The 24,745-nt window shown below is 43.5% G+C and carries 17 protein-coding genes and 1 pseudogene; 12 read left to right on the forward strand and 6 right to left on the reverse strand.

The features are described from left to right. Positions 1-15: 15 nt before the first annotated feature. Positions 16-2,493, forward strand: coding sequence for a glycoside hydrolase family 2 TIM barrel-domain containing protein (locus tag EYA81_RS14040; protein ID WP_118264389.1), 2,478 nt, complete (start codon positions 16-18; stop codon positions 2,491-2,493). A gap of 719 nt (positions 2,494-3,212) precedes the next feature. Then, complete coding sequence (locus EYA81_RS14045) at positions 3,213-6,215, forward strand: TonB-dependent receptor (protein ID WP_057256366.1); 3,003 nt, start codon at positions 3,213-3,215, stop codon at positions 6,213-6,215. A 30-nt stretch (positions 6,216-6,245) separates the two neighbouring features. Here the strand turns inward: EYA81_RS14045 and EYA81_RS14050 are convergent. From EYA81_RS14050 to EYA81_RS14060, 3 genes and pseudogenes are all read right to left on the reverse strand, one after another. Then, positions 6,246-6,746: pseudogene (locus tag EYA81_RS14050) on the reverse strand (IS1595-like element ISBbi1 family transposase); the annotation flags it as partial. A gap of 1 nt (position 6,747) precedes the next feature. Next, positions 6,748-7,563 (reverse strand): sulfonamide-resistant dihydropteroate synthase Sul2, encoded by an 816-nt coding sequence (sul2, locus tag EYA81_RS14055; RefSeq protein WP_001043260.1) that lies wholly within the window; start codon positions 7,561-7,563, stop codon positions 6,748-6,750. Positions 7,564-7,634: 71 nt separating this feature from the next. Then, the gene (locus EYA81_RS14060) at positions 7,635-8,543 is read right to left on the reverse strand and encodes an IS1595-like element ISBbi1 family transposase (protein WP_005807145.1); all 909 of its coding nucleotides are present in this window, start codon (positions 8,541-8,543) and stop codon (positions 7,635-7,637) included. Positions 8,544-8,605: 62 nt separating this feature from the next. Between EYA81_RS14060 and EYA81_RS14065 the strand changes: the two genes are divergently transcribed. The 4 genes from EYA81_RS14065 (at position 8,606) to EYA81_RS14080 (ending at position 16,023) form a co-directional block, all read left to right on the forward strand. Beyond that, positions 8,606-10,225 carry a RagB/SusD family nutrient uptake outer membrane protein gene (locus EYA81_RS14065; protein ID WP_005826347.1) on the forward strand — a complete coding sequence of 540 codons (1,620 nt, stop codon included), beginning with the start codon at positions 8,606-8,608 and terminating at the stop codon, positions 10,223-10,225. Positions 10,226-10,249: 24 nt separating this feature from the next. Further along, positions 10,250-11,860: a SusF/SusE family outer membrane protein gene (locus EYA81_RS14070; RefSeq protein ID WP_008663879.1), complete on the forward strand. Its 1,611-nt coding sequence runs from the start codon at positions 10,250-10,252 to the stop codon at positions 11,858-11,860. Positions 11,861-11,941: 81 nt separating this feature from the next. Then, entirely contained in the window at positions 11,942-13,267 is a 1,326-nt protein-coding gene (locus EYA81_RS14075) for an alpha-amylase family glycosyl hydrolase (RefSeq protein WP_005826350.1), read from the forward strand. 176 nt (positions 13,268-13,443) lie between these two features. Then, positions 13,444-16,023 carry an alpha-amylase family glycosyl hydrolase gene (locus EYA81_RS14080; RefSeq protein WP_044468060.1) on the forward strand — a complete coding sequence of 860 codons (2,580 nt, stop codon included), beginning with the start codon at positions 13,444-13,446 and terminating at the stop codon, positions 16,021-16,023. 12 nt (positions 16,024-16,035) lie between these two features. Here EYA81_RS14080 and EYA81_RS14085 read toward each other — a convergent pair whose 3' ends face one another. After that, the gene (locus EYA81_RS14085; protein WP_034525497.1) at positions 16,036-17,019 is read right to left on the reverse strand and encodes a GNAT family N-acetyltransferase; all 984 of its coding nucleotides are present in this window, start codon (positions 17,017-17,019) and stop codon (positions 16,036-16,038) included. 102 nt (positions 17,020-17,121) lie between these two features. Here EYA81_RS14085 and EYA81_RS14090 point away from each other — a divergent pair, with 102 nt between their 5' ends. From EYA81_RS14090 to EYA81_RS14115, 6 genes are all read left to right on the forward strand, one after another. Then, the gene (locus EYA81_RS14090; protein WP_165491392.1) at positions 17,122-18,402 is read left to right on the forward strand and encodes a DUF4026 domain-containing protein; all 1,281 of its coding nucleotides are present in this window, start codon (positions 17,122-17,124) and stop codon (positions 18,400-18,402) included. A 93-nt stretch (positions 18,403-18,495) separates the two neighbouring features. Continuing rightward, positions 18,496-19,032 carry a nitroreductase family protein gene (locus EYA81_RS14095; RefSeq protein ID WP_005826354.1) on the forward strand — a complete coding sequence of 179 codons (537 nt, stop codon included), beginning with the start codon at positions 18,496-18,498 and terminating at the stop codon, positions 19,030-19,032. Positions 19,033-19,034: 2 nt separating this feature from the next. Next, positions 19,035-19,370, forward strand: coding sequence for a hypothetical protein (locus tag EYA81_RS14100; protein WP_005826356.1), 336 nt, complete (start codon positions 19,035-19,037; stop codon positions 19,368-19,370). Between the two features lie 4 nt (positions 19,371-19,374). Next, complete coding sequence (locus tag EYA81_RS14105; RefSeq protein WP_005826357.1) at positions 19,375-20,172, forward strand: Rossmann-like and DUF2520 domain-containing protein; 798 nt, start codon at positions 19,375-19,377, stop codon at positions 20,170-20,172. 79 nt (positions 20,173-20,251) lie between these two features. Next, positions 20,252-20,782, forward strand: a complete 531-nt coding sequence (locus EYA81_RS14110; RefSeq protein WP_005826358.1) for an HAD family hydrolase — start codon at positions 20,252-20,254, stop codon at positions 20,780-20,782. A gap of 46 nt (positions 20,783-20,828) precedes the next feature. Continuing rightward, positions 20,829-21,410, forward strand: a complete 582-nt coding sequence (locus EYA81_RS14115) for a Maf-like protein (RefSeq protein WP_008663872.1) — start codon at positions 20,829-20,831, stop codon at positions 21,408-21,410. Here EYA81_RS14115 and EYA81_RS14120 read toward each other — a convergent pair. Further along, positions 21,407-23,599 carry a tetratricopeptide repeat protein gene (locus tag EYA81_RS14120; RefSeq protein WP_131225940.1) on the reverse strand — a complete coding sequence of 731 codons (2,193 nt, stop codon included), beginning with the start codon at positions 23,597-23,599 and terminating at the stop codon, positions 21,407-21,409. The two genes, EYA81_RS14115 and EYA81_RS14120, sit on opposite strands and share 4 nt — an antisense overlap. 81 nt (positions 23,600-23,680) lie before the next feature. Beyond that, positions 23,681-24,706: a porin gene (locus EYA81_RS14125; RefSeq protein WP_022401664.1), complete on the reverse strand. Its 1,026-nt coding sequence runs from the start codon at positions 24,704-24,706 to the stop codon at positions 23,681-23,683. Positions 24,707-24,745: the final 39 nt, after the last annotated feature.

Genomic DNA, 24,745 nt, shown 5'->3' on the forward strand with positions numbered 1-24,745 from the left:
ATCTTTTAAAGAAGAATGAGAAAGACAATACTTATCTTTTCCTGCTGCGCTTTTTTTGCCTTGGCGGCAATGGCGCAGCGTACAGAAGCATTGTTGGAAAAGAACTGGAAGTTCACCAAGGGAGATGTTCCCGAAGCAACACAAACAAATTTAGACGACAGTAAGTGGGAAACAGTGACCATTCCTCATGATTGGGCCATCTTTGGTCCGTTCGACCGCAACAACGATTTGCAGGAGGTAGCGGTTACGCAAGACCTTGAAAAACAAGCTTCCGTAAAGACCGGGCGTACCGGAGGGTTGCCTTATGTGGGTGTCGGTTGGTATCGTACGGCTTTTGATGCTTCTGCAGACAAGCAGGTCACTCTGGTTTTCGATGGTGCTATGAGTGAGGCTCGGGTCTATGTCAATGGGAAAGAAGCTTGTTTCTGGCCTTTCGGGTATAACTCTTTTCATTGCGATGTTACCGGTTTGCTGAATGCCGACGGTAAAAACAATGTGCTGGCTGTCCGTCTGGAAAACAGACCCCAGTCCTCCCGTTGGTATCCGGGGGCGGGATTGTATCGCAATGTCCGCCTAGTTACTACGGAACGTGTTCATGTTCCGGTTTGGGGTACACAGCTCACCACACCGCATGTTTCTGCTGAATACGCTTCCGTGCGTCTGCGTACTACAATACGGAATGCCGGTGATGCGGATGTTCGTATTTCTACTGATATTATTGCGCCGGACGGTAAGATAGTAGCCCGTAAGGATAATAGCCGGAAAATTAATCACGGACAGCCATTTGAGCAGAATTTTCTGATAAATGCTCCGTCTCTGTGGTCCCCTGAGACACCTTATTTATATAAGGCAGTATCTAAGATTTATGTAGATGGCAAACAGACTGACGAATATACCACGCGTTTTGGTATCCGCAGCATTGAGATTATAGCTGATAAGGGATTCTTCCTGAATGGTAAGCACCGTAAATTCCAGGGGGTATGCAATCACCACGATTTGGGCCCGTTGGGTGCGGCTGTCAATGTGGCTGCTCTTCGCCGTCAGTTGACATTATTGAAGGATATGGGATGTGATGCAGTCCGTACCTCCCACAATATGCCTACACCCGAATTGGTGGAACTCTGTGACGAGATGGGCTTTATGATGATGTTGGAACCTTTCGATGAATGGGATATTGCCAAATGTGAGAATGGTTATCACCGCTATTTCAACGAATGGGCAGAAAAGGATATGGTAAACATGCTGCATCATTATCGGAACAATCCTTGTGTGGTAATGTGGAGTATAGGAAATGAGGTTCCTACCCAATGTAGTCCCGAGGGCTACAAAGTGGCTTCTTTCCTGCAGGATATTTGCCATCGCGAAGACCCTACACGCCCCGTTACTTGCGGTATGGACCAGGTAACTTGCGTGCTTGCCAACGGGTTTGCGGCAATGATTGATGTACCCGGTCTTAATTATCGGGCTCACCGTTATGTGGAGTCTTATGAGACTCTTCCACAGAATATTGTGCTCGGTTCGGAGACGGCTTCCACTGTAAGTTCTCGTGGTGTCTATAAATTTCCCGTACAGAAGGGTGCCAGTGTGATGTATGATGACCATCAGTGCTCCGGTTATGATGTGGAGTGTTGTTCCTGGTCGAATCTTCCCGATGAGGATTTTGCTTTGTCTGATGATTATGACTGGACAATCGGACAGTTCGTCTGGACGGGCTTTGATTATTTGGGTGAGCCTTCTCCTTATAGTACGGATTCCTGGCCCAGCCACAGCTCCGTTTTCGGTATCATAGACTTGGCAAGCCTCCCCAAAGACCGTTTCTATCTGTACCGCAGCCTATGGAACAAGCAGGCAAATACCTTGCATGTCCTTCCGCACTGGACGTGGCCGGGCAGGGAAGGGGAGAATACTCCGGTTTTTGTTTACACCAGCTATCCCAGTGCCGAACTGTTCGTCAACGGAAAGAGTTATGGCAAACAACGGAAACTTACTGCTGATGAAAGCCGTGCTTTGGAAGGTCAGGACTCCCTTGCTTTGCAGCGTCGCTATCGCTTGATGTGGATGGATGTTCCTTATGAACCGGGCGAAGTGAAAGTGGTGGCTTATGATGTTTCCGGCAATCCTGCAGAAGAAAAGGTGATTCGTACCGCTGGCAAGCCCCATCATCTGGAGCTGGTTGCCGACCGCACGCACTTGTCTGCCGATGGTAAGGACCTGGCATATATCACAGTCCGTGTCGTGGATAAGGACGGTAACCTTTGTCCGGCAGACAGCCGCATGGTAAACTTCTCGGTGAAGGGTGCCGGAAAATATCGCGCTGCTGCCAATGGAGATGCTACCAGCCTCGATTTGTTCCATCTGCCCAAGATGCCGGCTTTCAGCGGTCAGCTGACGGCTATTGTGCAGAGTGGCGAGCAAGCCGGTGAGATTGTGTTTGAGGCAAGGGCTAAAGGATTGAAGTCCGGAAAGCTGGTACTTTATACTTCAGAGAAATAAATAGCACTATTTGCTTCCACTCTACCACACCTGCTCTGTAACCCTTTGTTCATCGGTGTTTGAGGTGCGGTGGAAGCAACAGAAAAAGGTGGAAGCAAATTTTGCTTCCACCTCTGTTTTTAGGGCCGATATGATGTTAACTTGTTGTAATGTAACAAGTTAATATCATGTCGGCCATTTTGTTAATATCGTGTTAATGGCATATTAATATTGTGCAGACACGTTATTCATATCCTGAAAGTATGTTGCTTGGTTCATACATGCATGGCATTTCTTCAGTAAAAGCTTTGTGTTTCTTTTGTTTTGTCTTGATGTTGTGTAGTACTTAACGGTCGTAAAGCGATTTGTTGACGGCCGTAAAGCGATCTGTCAACGGCCATCGACAAATCGCCTAACGGCCGTTAGGCGGTGAAAATCTCTGTACTTTAGCAGAATAAACATATATGTTATGTGCAAGAATGCCACATGTAGAGTGGAGAGAAGCGCTGTATTATGATATATCAAGTGATTTTTCTATCTTGTGCAACCGCATGCAATCGTTTGCACTGTTCGTTTTCCACATTTTACACTCTCTTTATACTTTACTAAAGTAATAAAGCATATTTTTGTTGCGTCATGCTTTAGGTACTTGAAAGACGTTAGAAAGCGAAAGTACGAAAATTATTTTTCGAATAATATATATAGGTAATTAATATTGTTAACTTTAATTTATTAAATGCATGAAGCAAGTTAATCTTAGAATCTGTCAAACGATTCTTACCCTAATGTTAGGGTTATTCTTGTCTGTAGGCGCTTATGCACAGAACATCACCGTGAAAGGGCATGTAAAAGATGCTTTGGGAGGAGTGATAGGCGCAAATGTAGTGGAAAAAGGAAATTCCACGAATGGTACAATCACTGACCTTGATGGTAATTTTACATTGACAGTTCCTCAGGGAGCTACGTTGGTCGTGTCTTTTATCGGATACAAGACGCAAGAAGTAGCTGCTGCTCCTTCAGTAATTATTACATTACAAGATGATGCGGAATTGTTGGGCGAGGTGGTCGTAATTGGTTACGGTACAGCCAAAAAGAATGATTTGACTGGGTCTGTTACGGCTATTAGTGCAGATAAAATGGTAAAAGGTGCTGTTACATCTGCTACTGATATGTTGGTTGGTAAAGCTGCCGGTGTAAGTGTGATTACTGACGGTGGTGCTCCGGGAGCTGGTGCTACAATTCGTGTGCGTGGCGGTTCTTCTATGTCTGCATCCAATAATCCGTTGATTGTTATTGACGGTGTGCCTGTAGATGACGGTGGTATTAATGGTATGTCAAATCCTTTGGCTACTGTCCATCCCAATGATATTGAGACTTTTACTATTTTGAAAGATGCTTCTGCAACAGCCATTTATGGTTCTCGTGCATCTAACGGTGTTATTATTATTAATACTAAAAAAGGAAAGTCTGGACGTGTACAAGTTGGTTATAGCGGTACATTCTCTATTAATACAAGACCCAATAAAGTAGATGTAATGTCTGCAAATGAATTTAGAGAATTTGTGACTTCTAAATTCGGTGAATCAAGTGCTCAGTTTAAAGCATTAGGTCAGGCAAATACTGATTGGCAGGATGAAATATTCAAAACCTCTTTCAGTACAGACCACAATGTTAATGTTTCTGGTGCTATACCACACATGCCCTATCGTGTATCAGTTTCTTATACCAATGAAAATGGTATATTGAAGACTTCTAATATGGAGCGTTTGACTGGTGCTATTAGCTTGAATCCTAATTTCTTTGATAAGAAATTGAATATTCAGTTGAATGTGAAAGGTATTTATAATACAAACCGTTTTGCAGATACTGGTGCAATAGGTATGGCGACGCAATATGATCCGACACAGCCTATTTACATGGATGGAAATCCCTATGGTAACGGCTACTTTATGTATATGAAAAGTGGCAATAATCCTACACCGGTTGATATTGGTTTGGCTAATCCCGTTTCTATTTTAGATTCAAAGCATGACGAATCAACTGTTTATAGAAGTATTGGTAATGCACAAATTGACTATAAGTTTCATTTCCTGCCCGAATTGAGAGCAAACTTGAATTTAGGTTACGACGTGTCTAAGAGTGAAGGTGATGTTATTATAGAAGATAATGCTCCTATGACTTGGTGCCAAGGTAACTATAAAACTGGTTTTGGGGAAAATAGCAGCTATTATCAATTGAAGCGGAATACATTGCTGGATTTCTATTTGAATTATGCTAAAGAGTTTGGTGCACATCATGTCGATGTTATGGGCGGTTATTCTTGGCAGCATTTCTATAATTCTACATGGACCAAATATCCTTATTCTACAGTAAAAGCTGAAGAAACTGGTAAGGAATTCTATAAGGATATGGAAGATTATTCAACTGAAAACTATCTTGTTTCTTTCTTTGGGCGTTTGAATTATACATTATTGAATCGTTATTTGGTGACATTTACCTTGCGTAATGATGGTTCTTCACGTTTCAATAAAGACAATCGTTGGGGATTATTTCCTTCAGTTGCTTTGGCATGGAAGATGAAAGAAGAGAATTTCTTGAAGGGAGTGGATTGGCTTTCTGATTTGAAGTTGCGTTTGGGCTATGGTATTACTGGTCAGCAAAACCTGAATAATGGTGACTATCCTTATATGGCTCGCTATATGTATTCCAAAGCTGGAGCAAATTATTATTTTGGTAATAACAAGTATTCATTGATTGCTCCTCAAGCTTATGATGAAAACTTGAAATGGGAAGAAACTACAACTTACAATATTGGATTGGATTTCGGTGTATTGAACAACAAATTGACAGGTACTCTTGATTTGTATTATCGTAAAACTGATGATTTGCTGAATACGGTTACAGCTCCTGCCGGTACAAACTTTAGTAACCAGTTGTTGACGAATGTAGGTACATTGGAGAATAAAGGTATTGAACTTACTTTGACGGCTCATCCTATCACGACAAAAGATTGGGACTGGACATTGAGTTATAACATCTCTTATAATAAAAATGAAATTACCAAATTGACATTTAATGATGACCCGGCTTATAAAGGTGTGATTCATACTGGTATTGATGGAGCAACCGGTTATAATATCATGATAAATGCTGTTGATCATCCTTATAATTCATTCTATGTATGGGAACAACTTTATGATAAGGCTGGAAATCCGATAGAAGGTGCTTATGTTGATCAAAATGGGGATAATAAAATAGACGAAGAAGATTTGGTCGCTTACAAAAAGTCTGCTCCTGACGTATTTATGGGATTAACTTCTCAATTGTCTTATAAGAATTGGGATTTGTCATTTGCTTTGCGTGCAAGTATTGGAAACTATGCTTATAACAATGTACAATCCAATCGTGAGGCTTGGGATGGTTCACAAATGTATGACCAAACTGGTTTCTTGAAAAATCGTTTGACTTCTGCATGGAAAACAAATTTCAAGACAGGGCAATATCGTTCTAGTTACTATGTTCAGAATGCTTCTTTTGTACGGATGGACAATATTTCATTAGGATACACTTTTAACAAGCTGTTCAATGATAAACAAAGTGCACGTGTTTATGTCACGGTACAGAATCCGTTTGTTATTACCAAATATGATGGTTTGGATCCTGAAATTAGCGGTAGTGGAGTTGATAATAATATCTATCCTCGCCCTCGTGTATTTATGTTAGGCTTGAATCTTAATTTTTAATCAATGAAGTTATGAAAACTGATTATCCGTTTATGCACCTGTTATATTCGCAATTACTAGTCTGTCAAAGAGTTTGTCTCCAAAATACCGTCTGTTTAATTTGTAAATAAACTCGTTGAGATACAACTGTAAGTATTTCCTTTTGATTTTATGGTAGTTGCCCAGCAATGTCCGTTTTGCATTACTGATTGCGATATGCACCCATTTGAGTGTTTCCTTGGTGGTTTTGGCGTCTGATTTCTCGGTGACGTGCAATTCCACCAGATCGGAGATGTCAACGTAAGAAGTGCTTTTGTCCGAAAATACGATGGCATCATCCTCCATGCAGTCCCTGACCACGCCGTTGATTCCTTCACTTTGATGGCTATCCAGTACCCTGGCCTTGAAATAACGCACATGCTTCTCCTTTTTGCCCGTTTCGATATCTTCCAACGGGGTGCTTTCGGCCATCACCGCAACGTTCTGCTTTCCCTCGGCTCCCCGGCCACGTGTACCCTTGCCTCGCTCGATTTCCTTACTGGCCACCGAAAAGTTAACGAATTCTTGCGGTTTCTTTCAGCGCCGCCAATACCGCCAGCCCGTCGCGCAAGGGGCGCGGCTCGTGTGTGCGGATGAAGTCAGCTCCACCTGCGGCGGCGGCAAGCTCTGCAGCGAGTGTCGCGGCCCCGACATCCCCCGGACCACGGCCTGTGAGCGCGCGCAGAAAGGATTTGCGCGAAACAGACAGAAGCACCGGCAAATCGAAGCGCAGCCGCAATTCATCGAACCGCGCCAGCACCGAGAGCGAGGTTTCGGGAGCAGCCCCCAGAAAAAACCCCATGCCGGGATCAAGGACAAGGCGGTTGCGTTTGATACCGGCACCCGTCAGCGCCGCGATGCGCGCGTCAAAGAACGCCGCAATGTGATCCATGATGTCGCCAGCGGGTGCCTCGCGCCGATCTGCCTGCCCGTCTTGCACCGAATGCATAACGACGAGTTTGGCAGATGATTTCGCCAATTGCGGATAGAACGCAGCGTCTGGAAAACCGCGAATATCATTGAGATAGGCCACACCACGCGACAAGGCATAGGCTTGCGTCGCGGGTTGATAACTGTCGAGCGAGACGGGAATGCCATCTGCCTTGAGCGCGTCCAGCACCGGCGCGATACGCGCGATTTCTGTGTCGGACGAAACAGGCGCGGCGTCGGGATTGCTGGATGCCGGACCGAGGTCGATCACATCTGCCCCCTCGGCCATCAGCTTACGCGCCTGCGCAATGGCTGCGTCTGGCGCCAGATACCGGCCTCCATCGGAGAAACTGTCCGAGGTTATGTTGACGATGCCGAAAATGATGAGCGATTTATTCATGGGGGCTTCTATAATAATACCTAAAATCCGCAGGTAGTTAATTAGGATGTTTAAAGATTCTGATTATCCGTTTATGCACCTGTTATATTCGCAATTACTAGTCTGTCAAAGAGTTTGTCTCCAAAATACCGTCTGTTTAATTTGTAAATAAACTCGTTGAGATACAACTGTAAGTATTTCCTTTTGATTTTATGGTAGTTGCCCAGCAATGTCCGTTTTGCATTACTGATTGCGATATGCACCCATTTGAGTGTTTCCTTGGTGGTTTTGGCGTCTGATTTCTCGGTGACGTGCAATTCCACCAGATCGGAGATGTCAACGTAAGAAGTGCTTTTGTCCGAAAATACGATGGCATCATCCTCCATGCAGTCCCTGACCACGCCGTTGATTCCTTCACTTTGATGGCTATCCAGTACCCTGGCCTTGAAATAACGCACATGCTTCTCCTTTTTGCCCGTTTCGATATCTTCCAACGGGGTGCTTTCGGCCATCACCGCAACGTTCTGCTTTCCCTCGGCTCCCCGGCCACGTGTACCCTTGCCTCGCTCGATTTCCTTACTGGCCACCGAAAAGTAACCCTCATCCAGTTCTATCATCCCTTCCAGTGTATACCTTGCATCCCGGTTGCCCATCGCCCTGCGGAGTTTGTGTACCATCGCCCATACCGGTTCGTAACGCTTCAATCCTAATTGCTTCTGGAGTTCGTTGGTGGAGAATCCCTTTTTTGTGCAACTCATCAGGAACATCGTTTTGTACCACACCAGAAACGGCAGCTTGGAGCTCTCCATGATCGTACCGCTGCGCAACGAGGTGCGGAAACGGCAACCTTTGCATTCATAACTCCATTTACCCTGTAACCAATAATGGGAAGTGCCCCCGCATCGCTTGCAGACAACCCCTTCCTTATCACGCTGCTCCTTGAAATGCAAACGACAATCTTCCTCCGAACCGAAATGAGCCGTAAAACTGAATATGTTCATAATCCCTGCTTTTTGAGCGCTAATATACTAAAAATATTAGGTGTGTTTGCGGAGAATCAGATATGAAAATATTAAAATATAAATATATATTGTCGGCAGCCCTTTTGAGTACGATGTTAGGGGTTACCTCTTGTGTGAACGATCTGGATACGGTTCCATTGGATAAGGATGAATTGGTTTCGGATGTCGTTTTTGGAAAGGAGATAGGAGCTTATGAACAAAGTTTGGCTAAAATATATGCAGGTTTGGTAATAGGTGGTAATGCAGGTGGAGACTCAGACCAGGATGTTGTCGGCATTGACGGTGGTTCTCAGGCTTCATTTATTCGCGTATTGTGGAATATGCAGGAATTGGCTTCTGATATCGCTCATTGTTGCTGGAATGATCCTGGTATTCCAGACTTCAATCATATTTCTTGGGCTGCTTCAAGTCCATGGATCAAAGGATCATATTATCGTTTGTATTATCAGATTAACTTGTCAAATGCGTTTTTACGTGAAACAACTGATGATAAACTTGCCTCACGAGGTTGTTCAGAGCAAGTAAAGGCTTCTATTAAAACTTTCCGTGCAGAAGCTCGTTTTATGCGTGCTTTGATGTATCTGTATGCTTTGGATTTGTATCGTAATGTTCCGTTTGTAGATGAAAACAGCCCTATTGGTAGCGTTCGTCCACAACAAATTATGAAAGATCAATTATTTGAATACATTGAAAGTGAAATGTTGGCATGTGAAAGTGATATGCTTGATCCTGTAGTTGGATTTAATGATAATTATGGACATGCTAATAAAGCTGCTCTGTGGGCTGCATTGTCTCGCTTGTATTTGAATGCAGACACGTATGTAGGTGTAAATAAATATACTGAATGTGTGACTTATTCTAAAAAGATTATTTCAGCAGGTTACCAATTGGAACCGGTTTATGGCGATATGTTCAAAGCTGATAATGACCAATCCAAAGAGATGATTTTCCCATTGAGATATGAAGGTGAAGATACAATGACCTGGGGAGGTATGACAGCTTTGTTATGCTGGGGTTCTGCTGATTTTCAAGAAGAAACGAATGCAAAGGGAGGTTGGCAAGGTGTTAGAGCTAAGTCGTCTTTATATAATATCTTTGAAAAAGAGGATAGCAGTGATAAGGATACTCGTAAAGCAATGTTGCGTACAGAAGCTACCACAAATATTGAGATCACAAATGAAGCTGATTTTGTCAATAATGGCATTCCCGTTACCAAGTTTTATAATGTGAATAAAGATGGAAGTAAACCTGCATCTGCGGAAGCTTGGACAGATTATCCATTATTCCGTTTAGGTGAAATCTATTTGAATTTAGCAGAAGCTGTTCTTCGTGGCGGACAAGGAGCAACAAAAACAGAGGCTTTGGGATATGTAAATGATTTGCGTAAACGTGCATATTCAGACAAGGCGTCCGCACCTATTTCCGATAGTGATTTTACTTTGGACTTTATGATGGATGAACGCGCACGTGAGCTATTCTACGAAGCTCAAAGACGTACAGATTTGATTCGCTTCGGTAAATATACTTCTGCTGATTATGTTTGGCCATGGAAGGGTGGAGTTGCGGCAGGAAAATCTGTTGAAAGCTTTTATCAAGTGTTCCCCTTGCCTTCAGACGATGTTGGTTCTAATCAGAACCTGGTACAGAATGAAGGATACTAATATTAATGATTAAACATGAATGATATGAAGACAAAATATATTTATTTACTTTTGGCTGGAATCTTCGCATTGATGTCTTGTGAGGAGGATGCTACCCCCATATTGGAATTGAAGACTGCTGCTGCATTGCATGCGCTTTCCCAAACAGACATTACTATTACTAAAGACAATAAGGATGCGCAATTTCCGGAAATAGCTTGGGATAAGGCAGATTATGGAGTTTCTGCAGTAGTTAATTATGTTGTAACTCTAACAAATACTTCTACCAATAAGAGTATTGTAATAGGAGAAACAGGGGATGCAAAACTGGCATTTACAAATAGTGAAATGAATTCTTTATTGGCTAAGGTAGGAGCATATCCGGGGCAAACGTATGATTTTACTGTTTCTTTGGTTTCTGAGGCATATGATGCTTATACTGATGCAGCTAGTAACTCAATAACTTTTAAGGCTACACCTTATGACCCTAATGTAGATAATATTACATGGAAGTATGCTTATGTAGCTGTTGGCTATCCTGATTGGGACTACACTACTGCCTATTTGATAGGTGACCCTGACGGTGATGGCATTTATAGTGGTTATGCCAATTTTGATGGTGCTGCTTCTTATGCAATCATTGATGGTGCAGACCTTACGAAAGTATTGGCTAAAGACCAGCAAGTTACTGCTGATGGTAAAGGTTTCATTGAAATTACTTTAGATGCAGAAGGTAAGGTAACCCAATCAGAGAAAGGGCTGGTTTGGGGAGTAATTGGAGATGCTACGTCTAGTGGTTGGGACAAAGATACCCAGATGGAATACGATACCACTACTCGTCTTTGGACAGTGGTTACTCCGTTGCTCGATAAGGAATTCAAATTTAGAGCCAATAATGACTGGGGATTCAATTATGGAGCAGAAGAAGGTAAACTTTCTGAGTTGGCCGGTAACTTGGTTGCTGGAGGTCAAAATTTCAAAGTGGTAAAGGCAAGTCCCTATATTATTACTTTAAATTTGACTAATGCAGGAAAATATACTTATAGTATGGAAGAAACAACGATTGAGCTTTCTAGCTCTGCAATGACATTGCCTGGTAGCTATCAGAGTGGTGATGGTTGGAAGCCGGAAGCTGATGATTGCTATAAGGTAGAATCTGCAGCTCGTGATTTCAAATATACTGGCACTCACTATTTCCCTGCCGATACAGAATTCAAGTTCTATGATTCTGGTACGTGGATTGGTGTTGTTGGAGATATTACTTGGAATGAGGCTAAGACATCAACTACGTTTGTTATCGGTGATGGCGGTAATGTTAAGATTGAGGCTGCCGGTTATTATCGAGTAGGTGCCGATACTAAGAAGATGGTTGCTACTTTGGATAAGACAGGTTGGGAGATTATTGGTGATGCTACTCCTGGTGGATGGGATAAAGGCACTTTAATGGATTATGATGCTGAAACGCAAAAGTGGTCGGTGACTGTTACATTAGGTGATGGTGAAATGAAATTCAGATGGGATGCAGCTTGGACTATAAACTTTGGTGGTAGTTTAGGTGCGCTGACGCAGGATGGTGGAAATATTAAAGTTTCAGCTGGAACATACACGATTGTATTGGATCCAGAAGCTAAGAATGCTACAATGACAGCCAATTAAGGCTCTCTTATTTATAGAAAAAGGATTAAGGGGGGGACCTTTAATCCTTTTTTATTTGTCAGACCAATGAATTGTAAATAGATGAGGAATTTATTTTATACTATACTTGTATTATTGACAGTGTATGCTTGTGCCGGAAAACGCGAGATAGTTACTGAACAAAAGCAAGTATTACCTGCTGTAGAAGACGTTGTGATGTACGAAATCAATCCACGTGTTTTTGCTCTGAAGAATGCATTTAATGTCATATCAAAACATCTTGATTCTATTCAGTTTTTGGGTGTTAATGTTGTTTGGTTTATGCCAATCTATGAGATTGGTGAGGTAAATACGGTGAATTCTCCTTATTGTATCAAAGATTATAAAAGAATAAATCCTGAATTTGGAACAGTAGAAGAATTTAAGCGTTTAGTGGAATTATGCCATGAAAAAGGAATAAGTGTAATTTTAGATTGGGTTGCTAATCATACATCTTGGGACCATGCTTGGATTAAAGAACATAAAGAGTGGTATACTCAGGATAGTATCGGAAATATAATTTCTCCTGCAGGAACGGGATGGAATGATGTGGCAGATTTGAACTACGATAATGCAGATATGTGCCTTGCAATGATTGATGCTATGAAATATTGGATACAAGAAGTTGGTGTAGATGGTTTTCGCTGTGATGCTGCTGATTATGTTCCATATACTTTCTGGAAGCAAGCTGTTGATTCTCTGAGGGCTATTCCAAATCGGAAATTGTTAATGTTGGCAGAAGGTAAGCGCAAAGATCATTTTGATGCAGGATTTGATATGAACTATGCTTGGGATTTGATGGAGGCGATGCGGGATGTTTTCGTTAATGATAGTAGTGCGGCACGCTTGTTGGAGGTGGATTGGAGCGAGTATGACTCAATTCCGGCAGGAAAAATGAAATTACGTTTTATTACCAATCATGATGAGGCTTCTAAAATGTCGCCAATTGTGGAGTTAGGAAGTGAAAGGGCAGCTATGGCTGCTTTTGTTGGAACAGTTTTTTTGCATGGTGGAGCATTGATTTATAGTTCACAAGAAATTGGACATGAGGCTCCTATTAATTTTTTTGCATATACATCCGTGGATTGGTCCGAATGTTCGGATATTTATCAAGAATATGGGTGTTTAATGGGATTGTATAATAAATATCCTGCACTTCGGAAAGGAATATTAACTGGGTATCCTGCTTCAGACGTCTTGATGTATCAGAAAAGTGATGGTAAAGATGCTTTTATGATATTGGTTAATGTGCGTAATAGAGATGTTTCTGTTATCTTACCGGAGGGTTGGAAGCATCATGTAGCTACTGATATTTACGAAAATAAACCTCTGGAATTGATGAATGAAATTAAACTGAATGCATTAGAGTATAGAATAATTAGATTCTGACGGCTGGATTTTAATAAAAGAGGAGACCCTATACTATTATATTGTGTAAGGTCTCCTCTTTCTGTTTGATATGCAAACGTTTTCGTGATATTGTTCTCGTTTTCCTTTACGTTAATTGATTTGCCCTTTCTTTTCCGGTTATATTTGTGAAGTGATAACTTTAAATACTTCATATTATGAAAATTATCGTTCAACGTGAGAATCTTGTTTTATGGCATTTGATATGCTTCAGCGTGCTGCTGGCATTCACGGCATGTAGTGACAACAAAGAGGAGTTTCAGGAATATTTGACTCCTGCCTCCGGTAGTGAAGCTATTTTTGAACAAGGTTTTAGCTTTGCTGAAGCTGCTTCTTCACAAAGTGTCAGTTTTGAGGCCGGATATCAATGGACTGCTGAGCTGAGTGGTGAGGATATTGGCTGGTGCAGTATCAATCCGGCAAAAGGCTTGTCAGGAAAAGCTACGATTATGGTTTCTGTTGCTAAAAATGAAACTGGAATAGCGCGTACAGCACAATTGAATATTATATCCGGTTCAAAAAGGGAAGAAATATCCGTCACTCAAGCTGCCAATGCAATTGCAATTCCTGCTGGTCTGAGTTATACACCGGTGGTACCAGATGCTGATCAGTCTCTTGTCATTACGTTTAAAGCGGATACAAAGTCTGCCCTCTATGAGTATAAAGGAGATGTGTATGTACATATTGGTGTTGTCAGTGAAGGTCGTTGGCAATTCGTGCCTGCAGAGTGGGCAGAAAACAAAGATAAATGTAAGATGACTTTATCTGAGGCTAATATTTGGAGTATTACATTGAGTCCGAATATCCGGGAGTGGTTTGGGAGTGGAAAGACACCGGTGAACCAACTTGGAATAGTGATTCGTAGTGCGGATGGTAGTAAAAAAGGAATAGATACTGATTCCTTTATAGCGGTAACTGATACAAAATATGAAGGATTTGTACCCGGTGAGATTAAAACTGCCGCTGTACCGGCTGATATGGTCGAAGGTATCAACATAATGGATAATTCTACAGTGACACTGGTACTTTATGATAAAGATGTGAATGGAAATCATAAGGATTTTGCACATGTTGTGGGTGACTTTAACAATTGGACCTTAAGTAATGACGAAAAGTCGCAGATGTATCGTGATGATGCTTCCGGATGTTGGTGGATTACGTTGGCGGGGTTAGATGCTGGTAAAGAGTATGCTTTCCAATACTATGTGGGTACAAAGGAAGGTGAAGTAATTCATTTGGCAGATGCTTATACTGAAAAAATACTGGATCCTGATAATGATAAAGATATTTCAGCTTCTACCTATAATGAAAACCTGGTTTATCCTAAGGGAGGGGTAGGAATCGTTTCGACCTTCAAGATACAGAAAGATAGTTATAACTGGAAGTATAATGATTTTAAAATAGCAAATCCTGAGCAATTAGTGATATATGAATTGCACTTGCGCGACTTTACGGCTACGAGTGACATTAACGGTGCGATGGGAAAGCTTTCTTACTTGAAAGAAATGGGTGTCAACGCTATTGAGTTGATGCCGGTGCAGGAGTTTGACGGCAATGACAGTTGGGGGTATAATCCTTGTTTTTTCTTTGCGATGGATAAAGCTTATGGGACAAAAACAATGTATAAGCAGTTCATTGATGCTTGTCATGAGGCTGGTATGGCAGTTATTCTGGATGTGGTTTATAATCATGCTACAGGAAATAATCCGCTGGCTAAACTCTATTGGGATGGTGATAAGACTGCAAAGAATAATCCATACTTCAATGTGGAAGCACCTCATCCTTATAGCGTGTTCCATGATTTCAATCATGAAAGCCCATTGGTGCGTAAGTTTGTGAAGCGTAATCTGCAATTCTTGTTGAAGGAATATAAGGTGGATGGCTTTCGTTTTGATTTGACGAAAGGGTTCACACAAACCTCTTGCACTGAAAGTACAGCATCCAATTACGATGCGGGTCGCATTGCCGTCCTAAAGGATTATAATGCGGCCATCAAGGAAGTGAAAAAGGACTCTTATGTTATCTTGGAGCATTTCTGTGATTCAAAGGAAGAAAATGAACTGGCAGCTGATGGTATGCACTTATGGCGTAACTTGAATAATGCCTATTGTCAGTCGGCTATGGGGGATGCTGAAAATAGTTCTTTTAGTAGCCTTTATGAGAAAAACACTGCATGGGTAGGTTTTATGGAAAGCCATGATGAAGAACGCACAGCTTACAAACAGTCGCAATGGGGTGATGGTGTGCTGAAAACCGACCTTGATGCCCGTATGAATCAGTTGGCACTAAATACAACTTTCTTCCTTACCGTTCCTGGTCCTAAGATGGTTTGGCAGTTCGGAGAGATGGGATATGACATCTCTATTGAAGAAAATGGCCGTACCGGTAGGAAGCCTTTGCATTGGGAATATTTAGATAACGCCGATCGTAAAGGGCTGCACGATGTTTATGCAGGTTTGATGAAGCTGCGCAATGCTCATCCGGAGTTGTTTGATGCAAATGCAACTTTGACATGGAAGGTGGAAACTTCTGATTGGGACAACGGTCGTACATTATTGGTAAAAAGTATAACGGGTAAGCAACTGGTGGTGGTGGGTAACTTTACACATACCGCTACTGATATTGTTTTCCCTGCCACTCCTGGTAACTGGACCAATTACTTTACAGGAAAAAGTGAAACCGTAAATAAACAGGTTAATGTACCGGCTCATGGATATGTGGTCTACACTAATTTCTGATTTCGGTAAGAATCATTCATACATCTTTATCAGCACCCGATTCAGCCAGTTCCAACGGAAACGGAACCAGCGTCGGGTGCTGCTTTGTTTTCCTCCAAAGCGGAGAACGAACTCACGGTAGCCATGTTTACGGAAGGGAAGTCCCACGTCCATGAACTCTAAGTGGCGGTATCCGCGTTGTTTGGCATCATCCAGTGCTTTCCATACGGCAAGAATCCCCGGATATTGCAGGGCATAAGTCTTGCGCATGCCACCTGAGAACCATAGATAGGCGCTATCATCTGAATAAATGCATGCGCTGCCACCGATAATCTTCTCCTTATAAATGACGATGAAGATTTTGCTTTGCTGCCCTTTTGTCAACTGGTTTTCGAGATGCTGAAAGAACTTGATACTGGGGAAGTGGCGCCGTATCTTGGAAGAATATACGTGGCGCAACATCTGGGCGAAACAGAGAATCTCCTCTTTGGTACGTGCTTCCCGCACTTGGGCACCGTTTTTGAGGCCTTTCTTGATTTGCCGGATACGTGACGGGCTGAAACGCTCTTCCACCTTTTCGACGCTGTGCAACGAGTTGCGCACCCGCAGCCAATTGATGGCGATGTATTGGTTGTCTCGGAAAGATTTGTATCCGAACATGGCATTTTCCAGGTTGCGGAACTCGATGAGAAAAGAATCGCGCAATGCTTCATTGGTAAGCCTTTGCAGCATGTCACTGAAGATAGTCTCTTTGTCTGCCTCGTTATTGAAATATTCTCCCGTACCGTACACCTCACATCTTTTGATGATGCCGGGTGGAAACATGCGGACACTTTTACGTATGGCGGCAAGCAGTTTCGCAACGGGCTTGTCATCTTCGGATGCCACAATGAGTATGGGGGTATACCCCGGAGTTTCCTCGTAGATTCGGAACAACTCTGTGGAATGGAAGGTGTTGGTGCCTGGCAGGTCAGGAACCTTGCTCCCACGGTAATATGTAGTGAGTTTGAGGGGCATTGCTTGCAAACTTAACAAAAAAACTGAAATTTCGGTTGGCATGGGTAGGCTTTTTTATTAAATTTGTCACTATAGCTGAAGTCTTACATAAAAAGAATGGATATGATTTTTAAGAAAAAGAAAACGGTTCTCGAAGAACAGCCGCTGTGCTACTGGGAAGAGTCCTCTTATATGATGGCAGTGCCTAAGGGGGGTGGAATGGATTTGTCGGTACGGCTTTTTGAGCGCGTGGCTGCTATCTCTGGAGTGGAATTGTTGAAAAAACGTTTGCCTGATGAAGACGAACCGGGATATATGGAAGTAGGATATGATGGCGAAGTGTATGAAATAGGTTTCTATGAAGGTGATTTTTCAATGCCTGATATGTTTAATCGTCGGGATTATTATTTCACTGACGAAGAACTATATGCTATTGGCAGAGCCGATAGGGCACTTACGGTGTTCATGAAGTTCGGCGTTGACGGGCAGAAGTCCTACCATCTGCAACTGAAGATTGCTGTAGCTATGGTGCCCGACCTGCTTGCCATTGTGGACGAAAGTGCCGAGAAACTGGTTTGTGCTCGGTGGGCCACTCTGGCTGCCGACTCGGCGGTAGTTCCCGGAACGAGTGTTTTGTTCACGGTACATGCTGTGACCGATGAAGGAGGCGAGGTGTGGTTGCATACGCACGGATTGAACCGTTGCGGTTTGTATGAACTTGAGATTCTGAAATCAGACAAGGAGAATTACAACAACCATTATTACTTGATTTCCGCCCTTGCTAGTCATCTGCTCGATAAAGACGATAGGACTTCCGAACCTGGTGTTGGCGTATATATCGGGATGTTGAATGACCGTTTGCCGATAGTGGCCACCTACGTTTCGTGGACAAAGGCGCTGGATGAGTACCGAAGCCTCGTTCTTGGCAGTGCGGACGACCGTGAGGAGGGACACAACGGCCGTACGGCACCCGTGTTCATCTATACGAGTGAGGACGACGAGAAGAAAGGCAGACTGCGGAAGGTGTCCGAATACGATAGCATGTGGGGTGAGAATCCGCTATTCTTTATTAGTACCCGTGAAACCAATCGCATGAGTGCGTTGGCTCGCGAGCGTTTCGGTCTTGTGAAATACATGGCAAAGAAGGACGAAGGCTCTATCTTGCTTAAAATTGGCTTGAAGACAGACAGTGCCGAGCAGGCTGACGACCGCGAACATATTTGGTTTAAGCTGTTGGAGTTTGATGGAGAACGCTTCAAGGGACAGCTTATACAAGAACCTTACGACGTCAGCCACATGCACGAGGGTGATGAGGCGTGGTTTACGGTAGAGGATGTGACCGACTGGATAATCTATTTAGAGGAATTTTCGGTTGCTCCGGATACCGCCTATCTGCTTGTATGATACAAAAGGAAGCGGGGAGAAGATTGTAAGGGCTTTTATTCGCCATTCCCGGATATTTTATCTAAATTTGCCTTCGCTAAACACGAATATGTTATGGAAAGTTTCAGTGAATTGATAAAAGCCCGCCGCAGCATGCGGAAGTTTACAGAAGAAGAATTGACACAAGAACAAGTCGTCACTTTGATGAAAGCTGCTTTGATGGCACCCACGTCGAAGCGTAGCAATGCATGGCAGTTCATAGTGGTGGACGAGAAGGATAAATTGAAGGAATTGTCCTATTGCAAGGAGCAGGCATCGCAGTTCATTGCCGATGCGGCACTGGCTGTAGTGGTTGTTGCCGACCCGCTGGCAAGCGATGTGTGGATAGAAGATGCCTCCATTGCTTCCATCTACCTGCAACTTCAGGCCGAAGATATGGGGCTGGGAAGCTGCTGGGTGCAGGTGCGCGAACGTTTTACGGCTTCCGGTATGCCTTCCGGCGAGTATGTGCACGAGGTGTTGGATATTCCTTTGCAGTTGCAGGTGCTTAGTGTTATTGCTATCGGCCATAAGGGGATGGAGCGCAAGCCTTTCAACGAAGACAATCTGCAGTGGGAAAAGATACATATCAATAAGTACGGAGGAAAGTAACAGTGAGTGCAGCAAAAGCAAACAATAACCGTGATACATATAAGGCCACTGCCATCACACTGATTGTATTCGGCATTCTTTACTTGGTGGACAAATTGGTGCATTTTTCTGCAATCGGCTTGCCGTGGGTGATGAATAAGGATAATTTTCTATTGTATACCGCAGTGATTTTTCTGCTGTTCAAGCATGACAAGTCAGTGGGATTGGTATTGATAGGTTTGTGGCTGATATTGAACTTCGGGTTGATAACTGCCTTACTCGGTACGATGTCCGCTTATCTGCTGCCGTTGGCGTTGCTGGCATTAGGGGCTATTCTGTATTGGTTGGCAACAAGATAAGCGTATGGCAGGAAGAAGTATAGAAGATATGTCCATTGCCTTTATCGGTGCCGGAAATCTAGCTACTAATCTGGCAAAAGCTCTTTATCGGAAAGGGTTTCGTATTGTGCAGGTCTACAGCCGTACAAAAGAATCGGCGCAGGGATTGGCACAGACGGTGGAAGCTGCATATACCACGGAGCTGCAGGCGGTTACGAAGGAGGCGCAGCTTTATATCGTTTCGCTGAAGGACGCGGCTTTTGTAGAATTATTACCCCAGATTGTTTCTGGAAAGGAGAATGCTTTATGGGTGCATACAGCCGGCAGTATTCCTATGAATATTTGGCAGGGGCATGTTGCGCGTTATGGAGTGCTTTATCCGATGCAGACTTTCAGTAAGCAGCGTGAAGTGGATTTTGGACAGATACCGTGTTTTGTGGAAAGCAACTCGGAAGAGGATGTGCAGCTTCTGAAGGACATTGCTTCCGCCCTATCGGAAAAAGTGTATGAAGCAAGTTCTGAGCAGCGCAAAAGTTTGCATCTGGCGGCTGTGTTTACGTGCAATTTTACCAATCACATGTATGTGTTGGCTGCTGAACTGCTGAAAAAGTACGGGTTGCCGTTCGAGGCAATGCTCCCCTTGATAGACGAGACGGCCCGCAAGGTGCATGAGCTGGAACCGCTTGCCGCACAGACAGGACCGGCTGTGCGCTATGATGAGAATGTCATTGACGAGCATCTGCGGATGCTTGCCGATGAGCCGCAAATGCTGGAACTATATCGGGAGATTAGCGAGAATATACATCGGTTGGCAATAAGATAACCGGATGCCGATGCTTGCCTCTTTTGAACTAATGTTTTGCTGCATATAGGTATATTATAATGAACAAGAAAAAAGTGCAATGAGTACCATAAACTATGATTTGAAAAAGATAAAAGCCCTTGTTTTTGATGTGGACGGTGTGCTGAGTGCCAATGTTATCCCTATGAGTTCGGAGGGTGAACCTCTGCGTACGGTCAACATAAAGGATGGTTATTCCCTGCATCTGGCCGCTAAGCAAGGTGTGTTGCTGGGTATAATTACGGGTGGACGTACAGAAGCAGTCCGCAAGCGTTTTACTTCTTTAGGTTTTGAGGATGGAAATATCTATATGGGTTCTTCTGTTAAAATCCATGATTACCATGACTTCCGTGACCGTCATGGCTTGAAGGACGAGGAAATATTGTATGTAGGTGATGATATTCCCGACTTGGAGGTGATGCGTGAGTGTGGTTTGCCGTGTTGTCCTAAGGATGCTGTGCCTGAGGTAAAGGCTGTGGCTCGCTATATTTCGTATGCAGAAGGCGGTTATGGCTGTGGTCGCGACATTGTGGAACAGGTATTGAAAGTGCAAGGGCTTTGGATGGCAGATGAAAAAGCTTTTGGTTGGTAGTTGTTTCAATCGTTAAATTGTAAATCGTCAAATCGTAAATGATATGATGTTAGATAATCTGAAGAAATATAAGGTGATTCTTGCCTCTAACTCTCCGCGAAGGAAAGAATTGCTGGCTGGTTTGGGAGTGGAATATGAAGTAAGAACTTTGCCCGATGTGGACGAGTCTTATCCCGAAACGTTGCGGGGAGCGGATATTCCTCTCTACATATCCAGGGAAAAGGCAGATGCCTACCGTGATATGATGCATCCGGACGAATTGATGATTACAGCAGATACCATTGTCTGGCTGGATGGACAAGTTCTCGGAAAACCCAAGAATAGGGAAGAAGCTATGCAGATGTTGCGCGACATGTCCGGACGTACCCATGAAGTGTTTACCGGTGTATGCATCACTACCACTGAGTGGCAACGCAGTTTTGCGGCGGCAACAGAAGTGCGTTTTGCCAAACTGAACGAAGAGGAAATTGCCTATTATGTGGACAAATACCACCCCATGGATAAAGCCGGAGCTTATGGTGTACAAGAGTGGATTGGATTCATCGGGGTGGAAAACATATCCGGGAGTTACTATAATATAATGGGGCTCCCCGTACAGAGGCTGTACAGGGAGTTGTTGGAGGTCTAAACCAGATCCATCATTAGAGGGATATCTTTTTCACTGATTCCTTGTCTGACAAGTGTTTCTTTGTCTTTACCGAACATTTCTCTAAAAATCTCCTGCCCGCCATATTCCAAAGCTGCTTTACTGTAAAGTTCTGCAGCTTTTTCTATTTTGCCCGTTCTCCAAGCAACATGTCCGGCATTGAGATAGTCTGCTGCGAGTGGTTTGGAGGCGAGTATCTTTTCGTAATACTTCATTGCTTGCTCATACTTGCCGTTGACAAACGAACACCAGCCTGTAGCACGCCATGCTTTGATACAATTGCTTTCGATGAAATCAAGCTTGAAGAAATATTGCAGAGCCTCTTCATATCTTTCCAGTTCGGCAAGGCAGCTTCCGGCGTAGAAAAGGATATTATGGTTTTCCGGCTGGATTGCCTCCACTTTCTTGTAGTATTCCAGTGCAGAGGCAAAGTCCCTTATCTGCCTGTAGCACGTAGCGAGATGGCGGATTGTCCAGACATGGTCGGGCTTTAGTACATCGGCTTTCAGGTAGGCGTCTATCGCTTCCTTATACCTCTTTTCCTTTTGCAGGCAATAGCCAGCCTTTTGGAAAATGTCTGCATTTGCATGGTTCAAGGCTATCAATTCCTTATAAAGCTCCAATGCTTCTGCCGGGTGTTCTTTGCGGAAGTGGAAGTCGGCGATGGTAATCAGCAGCTCGGGTTTGCACAGAATCTCTTTGAGTGCCGGGATACGGTGCAGGGCAATCTCTTCCTTGAAGATGTCACGGAACTCGTGTCTGCGCTGGCTTAATTTGAAGAAACGGTATAAGTCGTGGACATACTGGTTGCTGATGACATCCGGTCGTTCGGCATACTGCCGCAAAGCGGAGGATTTGCTTTCGTCCATGAGTGCATCCAGATCCTGAGAAGTCATCTGGCTGAGCATCATCGTACGCTGTGACTGTGGTATATGTGCCATTGTAAAGCAAAGGGAATATTTGTCACTATTGCAGAAGAAACCGGATTGGAGGATAAGGGAGAGGATGGCATTGTCTCCGGTAGGCTTGAATCCGAATTCCTTGATGATGCTGGAGTGATGCATGTCGAACGGATAGAACCAGTTGTACGGTTCCTTAAAGAACGGATAAGTCTTGAGTTGTGCAAACGTACTCATATAGACGTCAGCGCCTTCCAGCTGTAATTCGTTCATCTCTCGTATCTTGTCTCCCAGTCCGGAACTTTCAAAAGCTTTTTCCCAATCCGGATTAAGATCGTTTTCCTCAGGGTTCTCTTCAAAACCGAATTTCATGTTGCGCATGATGTTCACATTCCTCATCATCTCCGGAATGATTTCTTCACGCATCTTCTTGTCTATCTTTTCCGTTTCCTGGCTACGGAGCAACTCGATATAAATACGGTTCAGTTGCTTGCCGAAACTGCTGTCTTCATTGAGCAGGGAAAGGCGGGCTGTTAATTCGGGATAAAGCGACAGACGGGTGGGATGAAAAAGAAGTGCGAAAGCGATACCTACCAAAGCCCGTTGGTTTACTTGCGTATTTGCATGCGTTACGGCGTTCAGCAACCATGAGAATTTACGGGTATCAAAGCACTCCATCAGACTGAGCATGACGGCACTGGTGAACAGGCACAAATCATTGACGGGAAGCATTTCTGATTCCAGTAATCCTTTAGCTTGCTGTTCGTCTTCTGTAGACCAGTCGCTGTTGCTCCATGTGGAAAGAAAAAGGACCTGGGCGGTTTGTTCGTGCCGTTGAAGTAGGGCGTCCAGACCTTGGTTGTCCGGCATCAGCTGACAAACGGCCAAGTCATCAGGGAAAGATTCCAATACCTTCTGTAGTGCGGCAATATTGTATTCTTTGGGGAGGCGTTCCCGGTTATTGCGCAGGGAATGGTAATAGTGCGTGGAAACTCCGTCAAGGAGAGACAGACGTGCCTGGTCAGCGACTTCCCAAGTTTCGGTCAGAATTTGACGATATAGTTTCTGACGTTCAGGATCGTCGATTCCTTGGCGCATGTATTGCAGCATATACTGATAGGATGTTTGTGCTTGTTCCAAACGGTTACGGAGTGGCCAGTCACCGCTGTTCCAAAGAAAGGCTTCCAGTTGGGATTGCGCTTCCTTCAGCCGTTGCTGCTTGAGTAGAGCGACAATATGCTGATATTGCTCTTGTATGGCTTGTTCGTTCATAAATCAGTATCTTTTGAGGTATGTATTCTACAAAACTACAAAAAGAATGCCAAAAAGTTCGGAATTTCTCATTTTTCATTTTTAGAAACGAACTTGCAACTGGGCTTGAAGCAGGTTTGAATTCTCTCCTTTATGGCGGTTACAGTATGTGTATTGGGCTTGCAGACGGCATTTGGGATAGAACCAATACTGTACACCTGCTACATAATTGGTCTGTTTATCGGAAATAGTTTTATTTTTGTTGAAATAGTCATAAGAGGCTATTACGTCAAATTTGGGAAGCACATGGGCAGATACGGTTGCATAGTAACCATCACTTTTAACGTGTCCGTCTTTTCCAGCCAAGTATTCTGTACGTACATCTACGGATTTTGTTTTGATGGTAGCACCTGCCGACCAGCGGTTTCGGGCGTAATTCTCTCCTATGGCTATATCCGGATTAATGGAAGAAACGGCTACGGCGCATCCTTTTCCTTTAACAAAAGAACCGCCGACGGACAACCATTTCAATGGATGTACCATAAGGCTGCCTACAATGTCTTTTTGATTGTTTTTGTCTTTTAGGTTGATGCCTTGTCCGTTCATGATGGCAAGGTTATAAGTCATCAAAGAGTTAAACAAGTCTCCATAAATTAGTAATCCCATATCACGACCGCTTGCAGAGCCATACAAGGGATCACTGCCATTGATACCGGCCAGGTAATTGACAGCTTGAGAATAACAGTTTATTAATTCGACAAAGCAGGGAGACATTGGGTTCTCAATGGTATACATGGTTTTGAACTGTCCGATACGTGCTGTGAGTTGAGGGAGAAAACGGTATTCCGTGTAGGCTTCCAAGATTTTCCCGGTATTGGCAAAGCTGTACATGAAGTAAGCCGACCATTTATCGGTGATTTTACCGCGTGCCATAAAGATAACTCTCTTTATATCAAAAGTATTGCTGGTACCTTCGCCCGCATCATCGTATGTATATCCCACTTGGGCATAGCCGGAGAGGGAAATGCGGTCTTTTAAAGTGTTGACTACATCATTCAGACAAGCATTTTGTGCTTTCAGGATGCATGTGGCTGATAAAAGGATGCAGGATAGTAGAATTCGTCTCATTATTAGGGATAAGGATAGTATAAAAAAGGCAACCCTTTT

Source organism: Bacteroides sp. A1C1, from assembly GCF_004328515.1.
GTDB classification, from domain to species: Bacteria; Bacteroidota; Bacteroidia; order Bacteroidales; family Bacteroidaceae; genus Bacteroides; species Bacteroides uniformis.

What these genes read in the sequence shown, in the direction of transcription:
- EYA81_RS14120 (WP_131225940.1), bottom strand. Translation starts at nt 23,599, where the DNA reads ATGAACGAACAAGCCATACAAGAGCAATATCAGCATATTGTCGCTCTA.
- EYA81_RS14080 (WP_044468060.1), top strand. Translation starts at nt 13,444, where the DNA reads ATGAAAATTATCGTTCAACGTGAGAATCTTGTTTTATGGCATTTGATA.
- sul2 (WP_001043260.1), bottom strand. Translation starts at nt 7,563, where the DNA reads ATGAATAAATCGCTCATCATTTTCGGCATCGTCAACATAACCTCGGAC.
- EYA81_RS14085 (WP_034525497.1), bottom strand. Translation starts at nt 17,019, where the DNA reads ATGCCCCTCAAACTCACTACATATTACCGTGGGAGCAAGGTTCCTGAC.
- EYA81_RS14090 (WP_165491392.1), top strand. Translation starts at nt 17,122, where the DNA reads ATGATTTTTAAGAAAAAGAAAACGGTTCTCGAAGAACAGCCGCTGTGC.
- EYA81_RS14125 (WP_022401664.1), bottom strand. Translation starts at nt 24,706, where the DNA reads ATGAGACGAATTCTACTATCCTGCATCCTTTTATCAGCCACATGCATC.
- EYA81_RS14095 (WP_005826354.1), top strand. Translation starts at nt 18,496, where the DNA reads ATGGAAAGTTTCAGTGAATTGATAAAAGCCCGCCGCAGCATGCGGAAG.
- EYA81_RS14070 (WP_008663879.1), top strand. Translation starts at nt 10,250, where the DNA reads ATGAAGACAAAATATATTTATTTACTTTTGGCTGGAATCTTCGCATTG.
- EYA81_RS14045 (WP_057256366.1), top strand. Translation starts at nt 3,213, where the DNA reads ATGAAGCAAGTTAATCTTAGAATCTGTCAAACGATTCTTACCCTAATG.
- EYA81_RS14060 (WP_005807145.1), bottom strand. Translation starts at nt 8,543, where the DNA reads ATGAACATATTCAGTTTTACGGCTCATTTCGGTTCGGAGGAAGATTGT.
- EYA81_RS14065 (WP_005826347.1), top strand. Translation starts at nt 8,606, where the DNA reads ATGAAAATATTAAAATATAAATATATATTGTCGGCAGCCCTTTTGAGT.
- EYA81_RS14105 (WP_005826357.1), top strand. Translation starts at nt 19,375, where the DNA reads ATGGCAGGAAGAAGTATAGAAGATATGTCCATTGCCTTTATCGGTGCC.
- EYA81_RS14075 (WP_005826350.1), top strand. Translation starts at nt 11,942, where the DNA reads ATGAGGAATTTATTTTATACTATACTTGTATTATTGACAGTGTATGCT.
- EYA81_RS14040 (WP_118264389.1), top strand. Translation starts at nt 16, where the DNA reads ATGAGAAAGACAATACTTATCTTTTCCTGCTGCGCTTTTTTTGCCTTG.
- EYA81_RS14110 (WP_005826358.1), top strand. Translation starts at nt 20,252, where the DNA reads ATGAGTACCATAAACTATGATTTGAAAAAGATAAAAGCCCTTGTTTTT.
- EYA81_RS14115 (WP_008663872.1), top strand. Translation starts at nt 20,829, where the DNA reads ATGTTAGATAATCTGAAGAAATATAAGGTGATTCTTGCCTCTAACTCT.